General features: G+C 42.3%; 17 protein-coding genes and 1 pseudogene. 13 read left to right on the top strand and 5 right to left on the bottom strand.

Features of this window, described 5'->3' with window-relative positions; all coding sequences use genetic code 11:
- Positions 1-248 precede the first annotated feature (248 nt).
- On the bottom strand, positions 249-686 hold the full coding sequence (locus AB6E78_RS10945; RefSeq protein WP_017060108.1) for a DUF3069 domain-containing protein: 438 nt from the start codon (positions 684-686) through the stop codon (positions 249-251).
- Between the two features lie 131 nt (positions 687-817).
- Here AB6E78_RS10945 and AB6E78_RS10940 point away from each other — a divergent pair, with 131 nt between their 5' ends.
- A complete protein-coding gene (locus tag AB6E78_RS10940) occupies positions 818-1789 on the top strand; it encodes a diguanylate cyclase (RefSeq protein WP_170791831.1) in 972 nt (323 codons plus the stop codon).
- Positions 1790-1867: 78 nt separating this feature from the next.
- The gene (locus AB6E78_RS10935; RefSeq protein WP_029235232.1) at positions 1868-2878 is read left to right on the top strand and encodes a Solitary outer membrane autotransporter beta-barrel domain; all 1011 of its coding nucleotides are present in this window, start codon (positions 1868-1870) and stop codon (positions 2876-2878) included.
- A 144-nt stretch (positions 2879-3022) separates the two neighbouring features.
- On the opposite strand, the gene AB6E78_RS10930 is transcribed toward AB6E78_RS10935, so the two are convergent.
- Positions 3023-4264 carry a GGDEF domain-containing protein gene (locus tag AB6E78_RS10930; RefSeq protein ID WP_372112168.1) on the bottom strand — a complete coding sequence of 414 codons (1242 nt, stop codon included), beginning with the start codon at positions 4262-4264 and terminating at the stop codon, positions 3023-3025.
- 476 nt (positions 4265-4740) lie between these two features.
- Here AB6E78_RS10930 and AB6E78_RS10925 point away from each other — a divergent pair, with 476 nt between their 5' ends.
- The 9 genes from AB6E78_RS10925 (at position 4741) to AB6E78_RS10885 (ending at position 13369) form a co-directional block, all read left to right on the top strand.
- Positions 4741-5109 carry a late competence development ComFB family protein gene (locus AB6E78_RS10925; RefSeq protein WP_017060104.1) on the top strand — a complete coding sequence of 123 codons (369 nt, stop codon included), beginning with the start codon at positions 4741-4743 and terminating at the stop codon, positions 5107-5109.
- 40 nt (positions 5110-5149) lie between these two features.
- The gene (locus tag AB6E78_RS10920) at positions 5150-5431 is read left to right on the top strand and encodes an HlyU family transcriptional regulator (protein ID WP_004731023.1); all 282 of its coding nucleotides are present in this window, start codon (positions 5150-5152) and stop codon (positions 5429-5431) included.
- A 300-nt stretch (positions 5432-5731) separates the two neighbouring features.
- Positions 5732-7279: a Re/Si-specific NAD(P)(+) transhydrogenase subunit alpha gene (gene pntA, locus AB6E78_RS10915; protein ID WP_372112170.1), complete on the top strand. Its 1548-nt coding sequence runs from the start codon at positions 5732-5734 to the stop codon at positions 7277-7279.
- 10 nt (positions 7280-7289) lie between these two features.
- Entirely contained in the window at positions 7290-8687 is a 1398-nt protein-coding gene (gene pntB / locus AB6E78_RS10910; protein ID WP_017064580.1) for a Re/Si-specific NAD(P)(+) transhydrogenase subunit beta, read from the top strand.
- Between the two features lie 289 nt (positions 8688-8976).
- Positions 8977-10449 carry a sensor histidine kinase VxrA gene (gene vxrA / locus AB6E78_RS10905; RefSeq protein ID WP_372133431.1) on the top strand — a complete coding sequence of 491 codons (1473 nt, stop codon included), beginning with the start codon at positions 8977-8979 and terminating at the stop codon, positions 10447-10449.
- Positions 10424-11083, top strand: a complete 660-nt coding sequence (vxrB, locus tag AB6E78_RS10900) for a response regulator transcription factor VxrB (RefSeq protein ID WP_017060099.1) — start codon at positions 10424-10426, stop codon at positions 11081-11083. Before vxrA ends, vxrB begins: the two co-directional genes overlap by 26 nt.
- Positions 11083-11970, top strand: a complete 888-nt coding sequence (locus AB6E78_RS10895) for a DUF2861 family protein (RefSeq protein ID WP_372133428.1) — start codon at positions 11083-11085, stop codon at positions 11968-11970. The genes vxrB and AB6E78_RS10895 overlap by 1 nt, the downstream gene beginning before the upstream one ends.
- Before the next feature lie 50 nt (positions 11971-12020).
- A complete protein-coding gene (locus tag AB6E78_RS10890) occupies positions 12021-13175 on the top strand; it encodes a conjugal transfer protein TraF (RefSeq protein ID WP_017069084.1) in 1155 nt (384 codons plus the stop codon).
- 41 nt (positions 13176-13216) lie between these two features.
- Positions 13217-13369 (top strand): YoaH family protein, encoded by a 153-nt coding sequence (locus tag AB6E78_RS10885; protein WP_004731009.1) that lies wholly within the window; start codon positions 13217-13219, stop codon positions 13367-13369.
- Positions 13370-14166: 797 nt separating this feature from the next.
- Here AB6E78_RS10885 and AB6E78_RS10880 read toward each other — a convergent pair.
- The gene (locus AB6E78_RS10880) at positions 14167-15474 is read right to left on the bottom strand and encodes a GGDEF domain-containing protein (protein WP_372133425.1); all 1308 of its coding nucleotides are present in this window, start codon (positions 15472-15474) and stop codon (positions 14167-14169) included.
- A gap of 393 nt (positions 15475-15867) precedes the next feature.
- On the opposite strand from AB6E78_RS10880, the pseudogene AB6E78_RS10875 reads away from it, so the two are divergent.
- Together AB6E78_RS10875 and AB6E78_RS10870 are read left to right on the top strand one after the other, a co-directional pair.
- Positions 15868-16062, top strand: a pseudogene (locus tag AB6E78_RS10875) (hypothetical protein); the annotation flags it as partial.
- Positions 16059-16217, top strand: coding sequence for a hypothetical protein (locus tag AB6E78_RS10870; protein ID WP_175400131.1), 159 nt, complete (start codon positions 16059-16061; stop codon positions 16215-16217). The pseudogene AB6E78_RS10875 and the gene AB6E78_RS10870, both read left to right, overlap by 4 nt.
- Before the next feature lie 253 nt (positions 16218-16470).
- Here AB6E78_RS10870 and AB6E78_RS10865 read toward each other — a convergent pair whose 3' ends face one another.
- Positions 16471-17109, bottom strand: coding sequence for an HNH endonuclease (locus AB6E78_RS10865; RefSeq protein ID WP_372099377.1), 639 nt, complete (start codon positions 17107-17109; stop codon positions 16471-16473).
- Positions 17099-17313 (bottom strand): hypothetical protein (locus tag AB6E78_RS10860; RefSeq protein WP_372133423.1); only part of this gene is annotated, 215 nt, incomplete at its 5' end. The genes AB6E78_RS10865 and AB6E78_RS10860, both read right to left, overlap by 11 nt.

Below are 17313 nucleotides of genomic sequence, written 5' to 3'. Positions count from 1 at the left end.
ATCTTGATTCCATGAATGGATACATGCGTCATTTTTATACGGTATAACTGCCAGTTTTGCGCCACACTATATGAATGTTAAAGCATATGATTTGTCGAATCATATGAACATTAGCAACAAGAACATACAGACGTAACGATCGACGAACAGAAAATAGCGGATATAAAAAAGCCGCGTGTTTAAAGAAACATGCAGCTTAATTCTAAGTAGTACTGTTAGCGCTTAGCCTAGTTTAGGCGACTAGCGACTTACTTAGTAAAAACTTCTTTGAAATCACGCTTCAAGATTGCATCACGACGAGCTTTCTTGATTTGTTTAACCATGTCTTTTACACAGTTGTGTAGAACTTGGTCTAGCAGTTGAGCACGGTACTCTTCTTTTTCTTCGTCAGACATGTCTTCTGGAAGTTTAAGAGTAGGGAACTCTTCCATCACGTTAACACCAGCGAAAGCTTGGCTAACTGAGATTAGAGCGTGGAACTGCTCGAAGTTGTCTAAAACATTTTGTGCGCTTGCTGGAAGACTATCCCAAGCTTCGCGTACTGCTTCTTCAGACACTTCGTGAATAGAAGTAACCATAAAGTGCATCTCTTTTGGTACGCCATCAAATTCGATAACTTGACGAAGTTCTGGTGAGATGGTGGTTAAATCGATTTCTTGTTGTTCGTTGTTTGTAGCGTCTGACATAGTATTTCTCTTTAAAAAGAAACAATGCTAAAAAGATCTGTAAAAAAGTCAATATAATATAGAGATTAGGGCATGATTTAAGCCCAAATTTGAGCTACTTTGAATATTCAACACTAGATAAAGGTGATGTGATGATAGAAAAGGGATCTTCAATGCGCATATTGCTGGTTGATGACGTTCAACTAGACAGGATGCAACTTGCTATCCGACTCAAGCAACTGGGTCATATTGTAGAAGCTGTCGGTAGCGGAAAAGAAGCCCTGAGTGTTTATTCTGATTTTGATCCTGAACTCGTGTTACTTGATATCAGCATGCCTGATATGGATGGTTTTGAAGTGGCGAATGAGGTTCGAAGCCGATTCCCAGAATGGGTTCCCATCATCTTTCTTAGTGGTCACGAAGAACCTGAGATGATCGCAAAAGCGATTGACGCTGGTGGCGATGATTACCTGATCAAGCCAGTAAACAAGGTTGTTTTGAATTCTAAGCTGATTGCGATGCAACGTATCGCGCACATGAGACGAGAGCTAAAACAAAGCACAGCCAAACTCGAAGAACTGAACATCCTTCTGCAGCAACAAGCCAACGAAGATGGCCTGACCAAATTGTATAACCGTCGATATATGGATACTAAGCTTGAAGAGAGCATAGCGTGGCACGGAAGACGTAATATATCCATGACAGTCATACTTCTAGATGTAGACTTCTTTAAGCCTTACAACGATAATTATGGTCATATTCAAGGGGATAAGTGCTTACAAGGGCTTGCTAATACCTTGAAACAGCTGTTTGTTCGTGCGGGAGAATTTGTCGGTCGTTATGGCGGTGAAGAGTTTGTTCTGATTCTTAGCGATACAGACAGTGAAGGCGCTAAGGTACACGCGACTCGAGTTAAAGAGGCATTGCATGAGATGAACTACGCTCATGAACACTCAACGGTATCGGATAGAGTGACAGCGTCACAAGGTGTGTTGTCATTTGTGCCAGAAGGTGGCGAATCTATTGCGTCTATTTACGAAAAGGTCGATCAAGCGCTTTATCAAGCGAAGCAAAGTGGTAGAAATACCTTTGTACAACGTAACATTTTGGAGCTTGCGCGTTAGTTGGCGAGCTCTTTAAGATATTTGAATTTATACTTCTAATAGCGTTTGAGCTAGGAAGTGCTTTAAGTGATAAAAGAAATGCCACATTCGAAGTCATTTTCTATGACTAACACATCTTGGACGCTTGCGGTTCCTCTATTTTTTACCGCTTTGGCGACCACTGTTAATGCCAATACGCTATCTGATCTTTTTCGAAAGGATCTAGAGCAGAGCTTTGCCACCAGTGTATTGCTCAACGACACCGATGTTTTCACTTTTGGTATCAATAACTTTGACCCCAATAAAGTGTTTAGTTTGGACAATGAAGACATCGGTTCGAATGATTCGGTAAGTCGTCGCCAAAACATCACCTCCCTGAGTTTGCCTTACACATTTGAATTACCCAGTTACATCGAAGACAACCATCAAGAGGTGACGCTACGCTTGTCTGCATTGCGAATCGAGAACGATGTCGAGTACGCGGCAGCAAACAGAAACGATTTTCAAAAAGAGTCGGTAGTGTCTGGCTACGTCGAATTCGCGAATGTGTCCCAGCTAGACGAATATTGGAGCTTCAGCTCTGCAATCGGTAACCACATCTCTTACTACCGCAATGATTATGAATATCGCGCTTCGTTGCTAAAGCCTATTCAAGACCAACTGGATGGCGTATATCTCAATACTGATGCTTGGGCTTACATCATCGAGCCTAAAATCAAGCTGATGTACGAAGATAAGAATGACTGGGGAAAGTATAAATTGAGCACCAGTTGGCATTACTTTAATGGCATCGGCTGGGGCGAGGCGAATAATGGCAATGTCGGTCATCCTGAAGGGTGGTATATCGCCAATGAAGCCAAGGTTTTCTATGATCTCGTACGTTGGGATAAGAACATCACATCGATGTACTCGAGTATAAGACGAATTGATATTGGTGGTGACACGGTGGCCTCTATGGGCACCACATCTTACTACGAGGGCAGTGTTGGCTGGCTGCTTAACCCAAACCTATTTAATGAGTGGGTCGATAACGTGGGAATAGGTTTTACGATTAACTACGGAAGTAGCTTAAAAGGTGGTAGCTTGGTTATATTCTTCAACCAAGATTAAGCTCTCTTTTTCCACTTGAGCTATACGGCCTCAAATCAATGAGGCTCGTTGAACTTGGAAGTGATAGTTATTGAAGCAGTTCGCTATTAATGGCTTAAGCTATTTAGATCTCTAGTACTTAATATCTTTAGCTTTTAACCATCGTTAACGGTCAATACATAATTTGTTTCGACCGGTTTCTTTCGCTTTATACAGCGCTTGGTCAGCAAGCTTCAATACCTCTTCAGGATGTCTGGTGGTTGTACTATCAGACAATCCAATACTCACCGTCACATTCACCACTTCCGATGGTTTACCGTTCTTGCCACGCTTTTTCATACCCACTTCATGATCGTCGGGGCGCTCATGGCTATTCCGAATCGTCATGTCGTAGTTTTGAACTTCGGAAATCAGAGCTTGAAGGTGCTCTTTAACTTGTTCCGAATGTTTGCCTTTGAAGATAATCGTGAACTCTTCTCCACCATAGCGATAAGCTTTAGCGCCGCCTGTGGTTTCCCTCAGAATACGCGCCACCAGTTTTAACACATCGTCGCCAATGTCATGGCCGTAGGTGTCGTTGAATTGCTTAAAGTGATCGATATCGACCATCGCCATCGAATACTTACGCCCTAAGTGCTTCATATCGACTTCTAAGGCGTGTCGACCTGGAATGTTAGTCAGTTGGTCATTAAAGGCCATATCATGACTAGCGGACATGACATAGACGATGATCAACGTGCCTGACAACGAGAACATGGTGCTCGAGATGTACTGAACGTCGAAGAAGATGAACGTGCAAGAAGAAAGCAGGATAGCGCTATAAACCACAACATCGATAGAGCGGTTATACACCAACACGAGAATGGCAGTAAGGCCAAGTAAGCAAAGGCTATACAACACCAAAACAAAAGGCAGTTTGGAGAAGTCTCTGACAATAAATAGAAGACCATCACTCCATGATTCAAAACCGCCGGCATGGAAGTGAGAGACGATCAATTGTGCCCACACCATAAACAGAACAAGAACGATGGCGTAGAGCAGCATCGACTTTGAGTTTACGCCGTTATCAGGGAAGGCATAAACAAGTAAGCAAGTGACAGGTACTAATGCCGCAAGTAACGAGAGCTCTAATAGCGTTGTGCCAGTATTGAGAGGCGTTTGTAAGCGAACTTGGATGATCAGATAAGCGACAAGCATGCTCACCGATACCATCGCCATTCGACCTTGTCTGAACGTATGGCATAGCAGAACCGCAACGCTCAATAAAATGTAAGGGAGGTTGCTAGCAAACCCTAAATTTGAGTCCGTCACGAGAATGACGTTGTCCATACCAACGAGCAAAATTGTTAACAGGACTAAAGGGAAGCAAAATCGAAACATGCTCGACGTTACAAAAGATGATGCCATTTATGTGGTGAGCCTAACTATATTGATGATCTTATTATTTAATACTATGCGTAGGATACGGTTAAACAAGCGATTGCCAAGCTTTTTGCCTAAATTAGAGCAAAAACATAGTCATAGGTCGCTATTGGTGCAATCATTTTTATATGTATTTTGAGTTGCTATTAACCTTAGAACGAACTACACAGTATATATGAGAAATTAATTAGTCGTTATAGATACTTAACAAAATCTGCTCTGCTGCTCTTACGTTGGCGCTGTCACTTAAAGGGCTTGATGATCAGTTATCATTGAGTGACCTTTTCATTAAGCGACGAAGACCTGTAATGAAGTCAGAGTAAGATTAAATAATGCCTAAGTTTCAACTATGGACAGTAAAACCTATAACTGAGTTATAGAAAGCTATTAGGAATTGCATGGTTTCAAGTGACTTTAGAAACGACTGCGACTAGAAAAACCGCTACAAATGGAGGTGTGGTATGCAAATTAGTGTTGATGTACATAACTATATGGAAACTCTGGTCGGTCATGTATTGGCTACCGAGGAATATGTGTCTAGTTATACCAACGAACAGTTGGCCGATCTCGCGTGCTTGGCTTTGGGCCAGCTAAAACCTATCTATATTCGTTTTGATATCGATTTTCTGTCAGCATTGCCAGAAGACAAATTGGTGCTCTATAAACGCAATAGTGAGATCGCGGTCAAAAATGCAGAAAGTATGATTATTGACGATCGAAGACGTGAACGTGACGACAATGTGCCTGTTATATTTAGTCAACACAATTTTGACGATGACGTAGAATTGCAATGGTATGAAAAGCCGTTGTTGAACCGTAAACAGTCATGATAGTTTAGGGTGAATACGGTCATTTAAGGAGTAAAAAAACGTGGGATTCTTTTCTAGATTATTTGGTGGCAAAGAAAAAACCGAACAAAAAGTAGAGATTGAGCCAGTCGAATATAAGGGTTTCAATATCTATCAAGATGCCATTGCAGAATCTGGTCAATACCGTGTTGCTGGGCGAATCGAGAAAGAATTCGATGGTGAAATCAAAACTCACCGTTTTATTCGTTCAGATGTTGTTTCAAACAAACAAGATGCCGATGAATTGATGCTCAAAAAATCGCAGATGTTCATCGACCAAATGGGCGACAATATATTTAGCTAACCAATTAGGGTTAGAATTGATGTTGGTCATAATTTAGAGAGCTTTCAGTGTATATGCTGAAAGCTCTTTTTAGTTTTATGGATAAAGAACAGCTAGTGAGTTGTTATTAAAAGGATTATTTGCAAGTGGTTTGACCTCTTCGTTCGAGACGGTCGTCATTTATCCGAATGAAGCGCTCAAATTCCGTCCAAATCGTTATAAGTAATAACTTTTCCTGTTCTTTGAACAAAACGCTTGAAGTATTAGTTGTCGTTAGATACAAACGAATAAGTCATTCGTGCCAATAGTCAAGGAATAGCTATGCAAATTGGTGTACCAAGAGAAACGCTCGCTGGTGAAACGCGAGTCGCTGCTTCGCCGAAATCGGTAGAACAGCTTCTAAAATTAGGATTTGAAGTTTGTGTTGAATCACAAGCAGGTGCGTTAGCAAGTTTTGAAGATGCAGCTTATGAACAAGCTGGAGCAAAAGTTGTCACCGCAGATGAAGCTTGGAAATCCGATATTATCTTTAAAGTTAACGCTCCGATCGTTGACGAGTCTAAAAATGAAATCGATCTTCTTAAAGATGGCGCAACATTGGTCAGCTTTATTTGGCCTGCCCAAAATCCAGAATTAATGGAACAATTGTCCAGTCGTAACATCAACGTGATGGCGATGGATTCTGTACCACGAATTTCAAGAGCTCAGGCGTTAGATGCATTGAGTTCTATGGCAAACATCGCGGGTTATCGTGCTGTTGTTGAAGCGGCGCATGAGTTTGGTCGATTCTTCACGGGTCAGATTACGGCTGCGGGTAAAGTTCCGCCAGCAAAAGTACTGGTTGCAGGTGCTGGTGTTGCTGGCCTAGCGGCAATCGGCGCTGCGGGTAGCTTAGGTGCAATCGTTCGTTCATTCGATGTTCGTCCTGAAGTTAAAGAACAAGTTGAGTCGATGGGTGCTGAATTCTTGGAAGTGGATTTCAAGGAAGATACCAGTGCTGGTGACGGCTACGCAAAAGAGATGTCTGAAGCATTCAATAAGAAAGCCGAAGAACTTTATGCAGCTCAAGCGAAAGACGTTGATATCATCATTACAACAGCGCTAATTCCAGGTCGCCCGGCTCCGAAGCTGATTACCAAAGAGATGGTAGACAGCATGAGTGCAGGTAGTGTGATTGTAGACCTTGCGGCAGCCAATGGCGGTAACTGTGAATACACGGTTGCGGATCAAGTCATTACAACCGCTAACGGCGTTAAGGTGGTTGGTTACACTGATATGGTTGGTCGACTGCCGACTCAATCATCTCAGCTGTATGCAACGAACCTAGTTAACCTTTTGAAACTGCTTTGCAAAGAGAAAGATGGCAACATCAATATCGACTTTGAAGATGTTGTTCTGCGTGGTGTTACTGTCGTTAAAGAGGGCGAGGTCACTTGGCCAGCTCCACCAATTCAAGTTTCAGCTCAACCACAACAAGCTAAGCCAAAAGCGGCCAAACCAGAGCCTAAAGTTGAAGAACCTGTTTCTCCAATTAAGAAAGTGGCGGGTATGGCGGTAGCTGTTGGTGCATTCGCTTGGGTAGCTTCGGTTGCTCCAGCTGCGTTCTTATCTCACTTTACCGTTTTTGTTCTCGCTTGTGTGGTGGGTTATTACGTAGTTTGGAATGTAAGCCATTCTCTGCATACGCCTTTGATGTCCGTGACTAACGCGATTTCAGGCATCATTGTAGTAGGTGCACTGTTACAGATCGGACAAGGAAGTGGCGTCGTCACGTTCTTATCATTTATTGCCGTATTAATTGCAAGTATCAATATCTTTGGTGGCTTTACCGTGACCAAACGTATGCTTGAAATGTTCCGTAAAGACTAAGGAGTAACAGATGTCTGAAGGATTAGTACAAGCAGCTTATATTGTTGCTGCTGTATTTTTTATTATGAGCTTGGCTGGGTTATCGAAACAGGAATCTGCGCGTGCAGGTAACTATTACGGTATCACGGGTATGGCAATCGCGTTGATCGCAACGATCTTTGGCCCTCACTCTGCTGGTATTGTGTGGATCATCATTGCTATGGTGATCGGTGGTGGTATTGGTATCCACTACGCAAGAAAAGTAGAAATGACTGAAATGCCAGAGCTGGTTGCAATTCTGCACAGCTTCGTAGGTATGGCTGCAGTACTTGTAGGTTACAACAGCTACATCGATCCACCTGCTGCTGTTTCTATCAACCCTGCAGATATTCATGCAGAGCACGTTATCCATCTAGTGGAAGTGTTCCTTGGCGTGTTTATCGGTGCGGTGACGTTCACGGGTTCTATTGTTGCGTTTGGTAAGCTTCGTGGCGTTATCTCTTCGTCTGCATTGAACATCCCTCATAAGCACAAGTGGAATCTAGCGGCTATCGTAGTTTCTACACTGCTGATGATCATGTTCGTTAAAGCAGACGGCAGCATGTTCGCACTAATGGTGATGACACTTATCGCATTCGCATTCGGTTACCACCTAGTGGCATCGATTGGCGGTGCAGATATGCCAGTAGTTGTCTCTATGCTGAACTCGTACTCTGGTTGGGCAGCAGCAGCGGCAGGTTTCATGCTTGCAAACGATCTGCTTATCGTAACTGGTGCATTGGTTGGTTCGTCGGGTGCGATTCTGTCTTACATTATGTGTAAGGCGATGAACCGCTCTTTCATCAGCGTTATTGCTGGTGGATTCGGCCAAGAAGTGGTTGTGTCTGATGGCGATGAAGAGCAAGGTGAACACCGCGAAACATCAGCTGAAGATGTGGCTGATATGCTGAAAAACTCTAAGTCAGTAATCATCACTCCTGGATACGGCATGGCAGTAGCTCAAGCACAATACCCAGTGCATGAAATCACTGAGAAGCTAAGAGCGCAGGGCATTAATGTCCGATTTGGTATCCACCCAGTTGCTGGTAGGTTACCGGGTCACATGAACGTACTGCTTGCTGAAGCGAAAGTGCCTTACGATATCGTTCTAGAAATGGACGAAATCAACGATGACTTCGATGAGACAGATACTGTATTGGTAATTGGTGCGAATGACACCGTAAACCCTGCAGCACTTGAAGATCCAAACAGCCCAATTGCTGGTATGCCAGTACTTGAAGTTTGGAACGCTCAGAATGTTATCGTATTCAAGCGTTCGATGAACACAGGTTACGCCGGTGTGCAAAACCCACTGTTCTTCAAAGAGAACACGCAGATGCTGTTTGGCGATGCTAAAAAGAGTTGTCTAAGTATCTTAGAACATCTATAGAGATCACCTCTAAACAATATGTAACAACTCGATAAGGAGCTCATTTGAGCTCCTTTTTTTATCTTACGAAAGCGACTCTATGTGTGATCTCAGTTGATACGAAGTTGACGAAGCCTGATGCAAAACTTGTCGCAATTGAGGTTTGGCTTGCCAATCAGCCTACTAGTACGTATGTACAATGTGGCCGTAATATATTGGCCTTTATCTCTGTAGCTCGCCATTCTCAAAGTTTTTCATGCGGTTAAAAATTTATCTTTGATAGCGAATGGTATATATTTGGTTGATCTATATGAATTTGCGTTGGTTTGTGATCATCAAAAGAACATTTACTCTTCTTATCGCTACGTTGTCTGTGTCTGCAAACGCATTTGCTGACTCTTTACCTGAGCGTATCGATAATTTCACCAAACTCTTTGATCATGAAACGGCAATCGAATCTTACGATATTCGAGTGCTACAGGCTGATTATCCAACAGGTTTGATCATGCCGTCTTCTATGCTGCCACAAACAGCAGAGTACCCGTTAAAAGACATTCAGCGCTTGTACCAGTTATCAAAAACCTGTAGTGGTAAACTGCCGTTAAGCCCTTTGATTACTGAGCCTTTAGTTTTTACTCGTGCAATGTGTAAAGGCACCAAGCTTTCTGACCGTTGGTTTAGCCGTAGTGGTTTGATTCACCCTGGCGGCGGTTCTTATGCGGCACGATACGTTGAGAAGTACCCAGAAAAATTCGACTCTCTGAAGCGCTTTATGCATATTCAAGAGCGACCAAACACCGAACACGATGAACTACTGTCTCGCTTGCAACAAATGGATAGCGAAGCAATCACCGCGCTGTTAGCGGGTGACAGTATGTTTGTTGAGCTTGATGAGATGTGGGTAAAACGCGGCGACAGATATTACCTGTATAAAAAATCAGTCTGGAACGAAAATGCCACGCTTGCTGGGTTATCGTTTAGCTTGTCTTCAGAAGGTAAAAGCTGTTTTGTCCAGCGTGGTAATGTGTGTTGGGAAATAGAAGATCATTCAGAGCTTCTGCAAGTCGCCATGTTTATCTTGGTTATTGCCAACATCATGCTTGTCTTAGGTTGGGCGATTTACCGCTGGAACAGCAAGAAACAAGAGATGAAGAGTCGTATGCTGGTTCTTCAAATCCTAACGCACGAATTAAGAACGCCGATTGCGAGTTTGTCATTGACGGTGGAAGGGTTCAGGCGTGAGTTCGAACACTTACCAGAATCGGTATATGATGAGTTCCGTAGGCTGTGTGAAGATACACGCCGTTTAAGACAGTTGGCGGAAGCAAGTAAAGATTACCTGCAATCAGATAATCAACCGCTCGCAACAGAGTGGGTGCCAAGTGTTGAAGAGTGGCTCCAATACAAAGTTGAAGAAGAATTTGCGCCGGGGATTGAACTCCGTGTAAACAAAGATATAGCTGCAAAAGTGAACGTATATTGGTTGGGAACGTGCATCGATAACCTAATCAGAAATGCCGTGAAATACGGTGTGGCTCCAGTAATTCTAGAACTGAATACTTCTGACAAGAAGCTGACATTCAAAGTTATAGATAATGGAGACTTGTCTCGCAAAGATTGGGGGCAACTAAGAAAGCCATTCGTAAGTAAGAGTGGACTCGGTTTAGGTCTGACGATAGTGGAATCTATGGTTGGAAAAATGGGCGGTCACATGACGCTTATCGGCCCCCCAACAACATTTATTTTGGAGATACCTTGTGAAACAGACATTGCTTCTCGTTGAAGATGATAAAAATTTAGCTGACGGTTTATTAGTTAGCCTTGAGCAAGCTGGATATGAATGTTTGCATGCAGAACTGATCTCTGAAGTTGAAGGCTACTGGGAACAAGCGGATCTAGTGATTCTAGACCGTCAACTTCCAGATGGCGACTCAGTAGATTCACTTCCAGGTTGGAAGAAAAAGAAAGATATCCCAGTTATTTTGCTGACGGCTCTCGTGACAGTAAAAGACAAAGTAGCGGGCCTAGATTCAGGTGCAAACGACTACTTAACAAAGCCATTCGCAGAGGCTGAGCTATTTGCTCGAATTCGTGCTCAACTTCGCCTGCCAGATTCTGAAGAACAAGATGCATCAAAAGTTATCGCTCAGAATCTTGTTATCGATAAAGCGACACGTGAAGTGTTTTTCAATGAACAGGAAGTAACGTTAACGCGCACTGAATTTGACCTTCTACTGTTCTTGGCAAGTAACCTTGGACGTGTGTTTACACGTGATGAACTGCTTGACCATGTATGGGGTTACAACCATTTCCCAACAACACGTACGGTAGACACGCACGTTCTGCAACTAAGACAGAAACTGCCGGGTCTAGAAATTGAAACGCTGCGTGGCGTTGGTTACAAGATGAAAGCGTAATGAGAATAGCCTTACTTCCACTATTAATGTTTTCTTGCGTAGCGAATACCGCGCAAGCAACGGATTGGTTTAAGAGCAGCGATGCTCTGACTCAAGTTCATAAACATCTGCTAGATAATGATTTACCTCAGATGTTTGACTCATTAGTGGAAGTTTGGCAAATCAACTCGTCTCAATCACGAGAAGATCACCTCAATGAACTGTTCGATCAAGCATTGAACAAAGATTGTGGTAAAAGTCTCACCAGAAAAACACTCCCAGATTGGATTAGTTCAGTCGTCGTTAAAAGACACATCATTCAAAGCCCTGGCCGAGATACCTTTCGTGTATCGATTAATGTTGAATCCGAAAACAACATTCAAGACATTACCTTCGAGAAGTGGGTCGATAAGATCGTTTCTTCGGACAGTGAGTTAACCAAAGACAGTGAAGTGGTTAACAACGAATCGGTGAGTCTATACCGCAAGCGTTACAATTTAGCCTCTCAACTTGAATCGGGTTTGTATCGTTTAAGTGTGAAAGGCGATGGTGGAAATTCTTGGAGTACTTGGATTATCCTTGGTGAAGTTGCAATGCGTCAGCAAGTTCGCTGGTCTTCAAAAGACACCTGGCGAATCGATAAAAAAGAACTTCTGAACCCTTATTGTCCTCTTCCTAAACTCGAAATTGGTTTGTACGATTATGTCGATGAACACTATGAGCAGGTGTGGGGCAAGAGCTATGAATCTGATTATCCAATGAACCTTAATGGTGAAGAACTTCCTAATGATCGCTATGTTTTAGCGGTTTCAATGGTGCATTCACGCTGGCAAGGCGACATAGCGATAGAACAAGCACAAACTATCAGTAAAACTTATGATATTTCTAGCGAAGAAGAGTTAAAGTAATTTAAAATTGTGCCGTTAACTATGTAAGGGATCTAACAAAGATAAACGGCATGAAAAAAACTACAAAACTACTCGCAGCGTCAATTGCATTCGCCAGTCTTCCTCTTTCAGCAGCAAACTACGCCATTGAAGCGCGTGGTGATGCGATGGGTGGTGTTGGTGTTGTTTCAGCAAACTTCCTAACTGCTCCATTCTATAACCCAGCACTTGTTGCGATTTATCGTCGTAATGATGACATGGGAATGATCACGCCAAGTTTTGGCGGTAATTATAATGACCCTAATAACTTAGTTGATGATATCGATAATTTAGTTGACAGCATTGAGTCAGGTACTGTGACTGGTTCTGATCTAGATGCTCTTAATGGTGATAGCCTGAATGTTGATTTAGGTGGTGTTGTAGCATTCGCTCTACCAAATCAGTATATTGCAGCAAACGTATTTGCAAAAGCATACACTGAATCATTTGTAACCCCTGATACATCTAGTGACGCTGCTAATAGTGACTTGGTTAATGCTGAGTTAACTGCTGTTAAAGCTGTTTCTATTGGCATTATGGAAGCTGGTATATCATTAGCAAAATATCAAACGTTCATGGGACAACATTTGTCGTTTGGTATTTCTCCAAAACTCCAAAGAATCTATACGTATAACTACATTGCCTCGGCACAAAACTACGATCTAAGTGATGTTCGAGAAAACGACACCGCGGAAACTACATTTAATATTGATGCAGGTGCGCTTTGGTTTTACGGCCCATTTAGAGTGGGTTTTTCTGCAACGAATATTATAGACCGTGAGATTGAAACTAAATCCGTTAGCCAACAGCTAACAAGCAGCACAGGGGCTACAAGAACAGTAACATCGAGTCATTCTTATAACCTGGGGCCTGTCTACACTGTTGGTGCGGGGATCGTTTCTGATTACTTTACGTTGAGTGTTGATTATGATTTGAATGAAGCAGAGAAGTTTACTTCGTTCGAAGACAACGAACAGATGATTCGTGTTGGTACAGAAGTCGACCTGTTACGTCAGCTTAAGCTAAGGGGAGGGTATTACAAGAACCTGGCTTACTCTGATTCAGAAGGAACAGTGACAGCTGGTGTTGGTATCTCGCCATTGAACTTGTTTCAGCTAGATCTAAGTGCTAACTACACAAATGAAAATGCAATGGGTGCATCCATCAATTTCCTTGCTAGTTACTAACAGTCCTTATATAGTTCTGCTCTTAAATCAAGGAGCAGAGCATGCTAAACGACTTACCAACCCTTTCTCACGAAGAACAACAGAAAGCTGTTGAACGAATTCAAGAAATGATGACTCAGGGCATCAGCACAGCACAAGCGATTAAAATCGTTGCTGAGCAAATTCGTGAAGAAATGAGTAATAAAGAAGAGTAGGGCATCAGCCCTTCTTTTTTAACACCTTAGTGCACTATAACTAAATATATTACCCTCTAGTATATTATCTCGTACATACCAACTCTTTAGCTACCCTAAATTCCCGACCTATCCAAAACCGTTAAACTCCGTTTATTCAGTAAGTTATGTCGGAATAATCCACTTTTCAGGCTTTCCTTGGTTTTGGGTTGTAATTAAATTACAGCAAGATCTGAAAGTAAAACAATCGCCATTTTAGGTGTCAGTATTTATGTCACCACGTCTAAGTGTTTAAATATATGGTGTTTTTTAAGGCTAGTGACGTTGTTACTTCTATTTTTAGCGGATACGAGTGTATGAATGTTCAGAAGCAGACAAATGAGGATTTCATCTAAGAACAGAGTGAAACAATCCACAGCGGTAATGTTCAAAACCGATATCGCGAGTGACTAACCACTGGTTAGAGCGCGCTTTACTAGCCAAATATGTAGACTTTTAAAACAAGTGGTTAGGAAGCTTAGAGGCGTACGGAAGAGCGGTTTATAGAGCGATTCGTATCACCCCAGATTGCTATTGATGGCGTTATTACAGATGGTCTTATAGCAAACGGTGTTATAGCAGATGGCGAGAGCGCGCTTATAGGCATACGAATCGATTTAAGTTCTGATGAGACAGCAAAGCTTATGAGCTTGTTTGGTCAGCACTTAAGAATCTAACGGGTGCTTAATTGGAGAGTAGATATCGACAGGGCATTAATGGCGTGTGATTGAGTATTAGCAGAGAGTTGAATGTGTAACTGCAGTCCAGTCTAGCGAGGCTTAATAAAACGTAACGACTTGGTTTCGTCCGTTGTCTTTCGCTTGGTAGAGCGCTTTGTCTGCACGTTTGATGGCAGTACGCATCGATTCATGCTCCTTAAGCTGCGTTACTCCGGTCGAAGCCGTTACTTTAAGCGCATTAGGCCAAGGGCTTTGGTCCATTGCTAGGTAAAAATCATTGATAGATTCGTTACACTGTAGCGCAGTTTGTTCCAGGCAAACGAGTAGAAACTCCTCACCACCCCAGCGATAAAGCAAGTACTGCTCACCAAGGCTCTCGTTCGCCGTTGCGACAAACTGAATAAGTACTTTGTCACCCACTTCATGGCCATGTTGATCATTGATCTGCTTAAAATGGTCTAAATCAAACAACGCGATGTGAATGGTTTTTCCTTGTTGCACCAGCCATTCGAAATCATAGAAGGTATCTAACGCTTCGGTTCGGTTTCTACATCCGGTCAACGGATCGGTTGTTGCCTTTACCTTTAGCTCTTCAATTTCTTGGGTTAAATAGCGTTGTTGCTCTGCTGCGCGCGTTTTGCTTCGCTGTGCGATATGTAATGCACAGCCCACATAATAGATGGCATACGTCACCCATAATCCAATTAGGAGTTCGCCTAACAAAGCTTTGCTGATGACTTTACCGTGGAAAACAATGCTCGAGATCTTAATTGAATGGTGGCCATCAAGCGTGCTGGCTCCGAGCCCAAGCTCAACAGACACCGCGTTTGTAATGTCTACCGCGCTACTCGTAATAGGTTGATTGTAATGGTCAATCCACCAAAAAGGAACGTTGAAGTAGTTTAAGTCGATGTGGTTTTTATCTGGTAACGAGAAGTCTAAGCGATTGAACTTATTCGACATAGCATCGCCTTTCACGCTGTAATTCTTGTCGTAATTACGAATGTAGAAGCGAAACCTTGGGTCTTCTTGGCCTTGGTAATCCATATTAATGGTGACCGAATCGAACGTAGAGAGATCGAGCCCTTTACCTTGTGTCGATATAACGAACTCAATTTCACAGAAGGGTAAACTATAGGTCCGTTCAAAGTCACACTGTAACTCAATTCCATCTTCTGACTTATGTAATGAGCCTACGGTGCCACCATCGTGGTCTCTGTCTGTGTTGACGCGTGTAGGGTATTTGTCGGGTGTAATAACGTAGCTCTTATTCATGAGCGTATTAAAAGAGATCAACGACACTAGCGTGATTGCTAGGCAAAAAATCGAAAGGAATATGTTGAGTTTTCGGAATGCTTTGTCGCTCATGATACTAACCCGTACACGTGATTCGAATGTAATGCGCAATGCCTTAGAGTTGGCGCAATCGATGATTCTATTTGAGTATTGCCTTAGGTGGAATCGGTATACCTAAAACTAACGCAGAGCTGAGGTTATACAGTAAAGAGATTCATTTAACCAAATGGAAGTTTAAAATTCGAACGCAGAGCCTTGATTCTGAATGTTATTTGCTCATTAAGTGCAGTTTTTACGGGGGTAACTATTTAACTGTATGTTTATACAGTTAAATTTAAAATGGCTAGGTTTGTTGTAATCAGAGTAGTGTGTGCGAGTTATAAGGCTTGCTGTGATAACGAGTCACGAGGCCACTGTTACTGTTCATCAATTAAAGTGGAGGGCAGTTATGTTGCAGTGTCACTTTTTTTGAGCTCGTTTTATCGAAACACTTTGTTGTCTATGAGAGTGTTCGTACCACTCATTTTGTCTTTCATTGCCAATTACGCACCATACGTAGAACAAAGCTTCAATGCGCTGCAGGTTATCCCGAATCCGTATTAGTTTGTAGTGGGTGCTGTTGTGGTTGATACGCTAGGCATGCGCGCCATGGTGCGATACCTACTTGAATACTACGCATCTCGATGGAAAACGAAGTGATGGCGTACCTCGATGCGTTAATCATCGCTCTGATTACCGGTGGAGTCTCAAGCCTTGGCACAATTGCGGCTTTGAAAACGGACATTAATTGGATAAAGCGACTGCAGCAAGACCAAGAGCAACGGATACGAAAATTGGAGGACCCCAATGGCTAAGAAAGGTTATAAGTGCAAATGTCGCAAAAAATAGCGAGTTAATGAAAGAACGAGGGTTCAGTACAAACACAACTCGAAAACGCTATAAGAAACGCAGGTAAAACCGACTAGTCCTACCTATTAACAATTTACACAGCATTAAATTAGATTGATACGTTACTTGTGTTTATTCACATCCTTGTTAACGAAACAGTGCCCCTTTGCTTGCTGCACTGGAACCTAAAAGGCGAACTCATTGATTGAGTTCGCCTTTTTATAATAAAGATCTAAGAGTTAATGATGTGATTTCAGTAAATATTGACTTTTTTATCTCCACATCATCTGTTTTATTGGCCAAATCAGCCAACTTACTAATTCTTAGCCCTGTCTCATCAAGAGATACGTAACCTGCGAATTCATAAAAACGATTTAACCCACAATCATCTATAGTTTTTCTGCCTTTAGAGCCTTTAGGATAATAAAAAAGACCGATCTCTATAGGGACTATATTATCCGTATACACATCTAGATGAGGATGAACAATTGTGAACATATCACTTGTCTTTGGGTACCTTACCTTTGCGGTACTCTTAGTTGTTTTACTATTACTTTTTTCTTTATTGCAATCTATGCATGACATGCATAAGTTTAGCGGTTCAAACATGAATTCAACCGTTTGGTCGCGTGAGACAATGTGCTCTATATCCCAATAGCGACCATGGTTAGACTTGAACTGCTGCAAGCAATACGGGCAAGTGTGATTCTGAGCCTTCAAATAATAGCTTTTAATGTACTTTTTTAAGTCAGCTAAGTCGTCATCTTCCCATGTTTTGTTCGATAAGTTCGGAGATGTGATTTTAGTTTTAATTAGAGCCTGCAAGTCATCAGGGTAGGCGATTGGCTTAAGATTCACCTAAAACCTCCAGTGCATTCTTAATGATTTCGATTAACTGATACACCGTATCCTCAGGTAGTAGTTTTTCCTGATAAGTAATTAAAAACTCCGCATCATTACGATAATCGTCAGTCAACTTCTTACCCTTGCTCAAAGCTGCCAAAACAGGCTTTGTTGCGTAATTAAATTTAAAGATAGAACTACCCCGTTTCGCGTATTTCT

Origin of the sequence: Vibrio sp. 10N.247.310.98 (genome assembly GCF_041467395.1) — a bacterium.
Taxonomy (GTDB): Bacteria; Pseudomonadota; Gammaproteobacteria; order Enterobacterales; family Vibrionaceae; genus Vibrio; species Vibrio crassostreae_C.
Note: the sequence above shows the minus strand (reverse complement) of the source record. Positions and strands in the feature narration are given on the sequence as shown.

Bases quoted from the DNA above. Each gene is read 5' to 3' on its own strand.
- AB6E78_RS10945 (WP_017060108.1), bottom strand. From the start codon at position 686: ATGTCAGACGCTACAAACAACGAACAACAAGAAATCGATTTAACCACC.
- AB6E78_RS10940 (WP_170791831.1), top strand. From the start codon at position 818: ATGATAGAAAAGGGATCTTCAATGCGCATATTGCTGGTTGATGACGTT.
- AB6E78_RS10935 (WP_029235232.1), top strand. From the start codon at position 1,868: ATGCCACATTCGAAGTCATTTTCTATGACTAACACATCTTGGACGCTT.
- AB6E78_RS10930 (WP_372112168.1), bottom strand. From the start codon at position 4,264: ATGGCATCATCTTTTGTAACGTCGAGCATGTTTCGATTTTGCTTCCCT.
- AB6E78_RS10925 (WP_017060104.1), top strand. From the start codon at position 4,741: ATGCAAATTAGTGTTGATGTACATAACTATATGGAAACTCTGGTCGGT.
- pntA (WP_372112170.1), top strand. From the start codon at position 5,732: ATGCAAATTGGTGTACCAAGAGAAACGCTCGCTGGTGAAACGCGAGTC.
- pntB (WP_017064580.1), top strand. From the start codon at position 7,290: ATGTCTGAAGGATTAGTACAAGCAGCTTATATTGTTGCTGCTGTATTT.
- vxrA (WP_372133431.1), top strand. From the start codon at position 8,977: ATGAATTTGCGTTGGTTTGTGATCATCAAAAGAACATTTACTCTTCTT.
- AB6E78_RS10895 (WP_372133428.1), top strand. From the start codon at position 11,083: ATGAGAATAGCCTTACTTCCACTATTAATGTTTTCTTGCGTAGCGAAT.
- AB6E78_RS10890 (WP_017069084.1), top strand. From the start codon at position 12,021: ATGAAAAAAACTACAAAACTACTCGCAGCGTCAATTGCATTCGCCAGT.
- AB6E78_RS10885 (WP_004731009.1), top strand. From the start codon at position 13,217: ATGCTAAACGACTTACCAACCCTTTCTCACGAAGAACAACAGAAAGCT.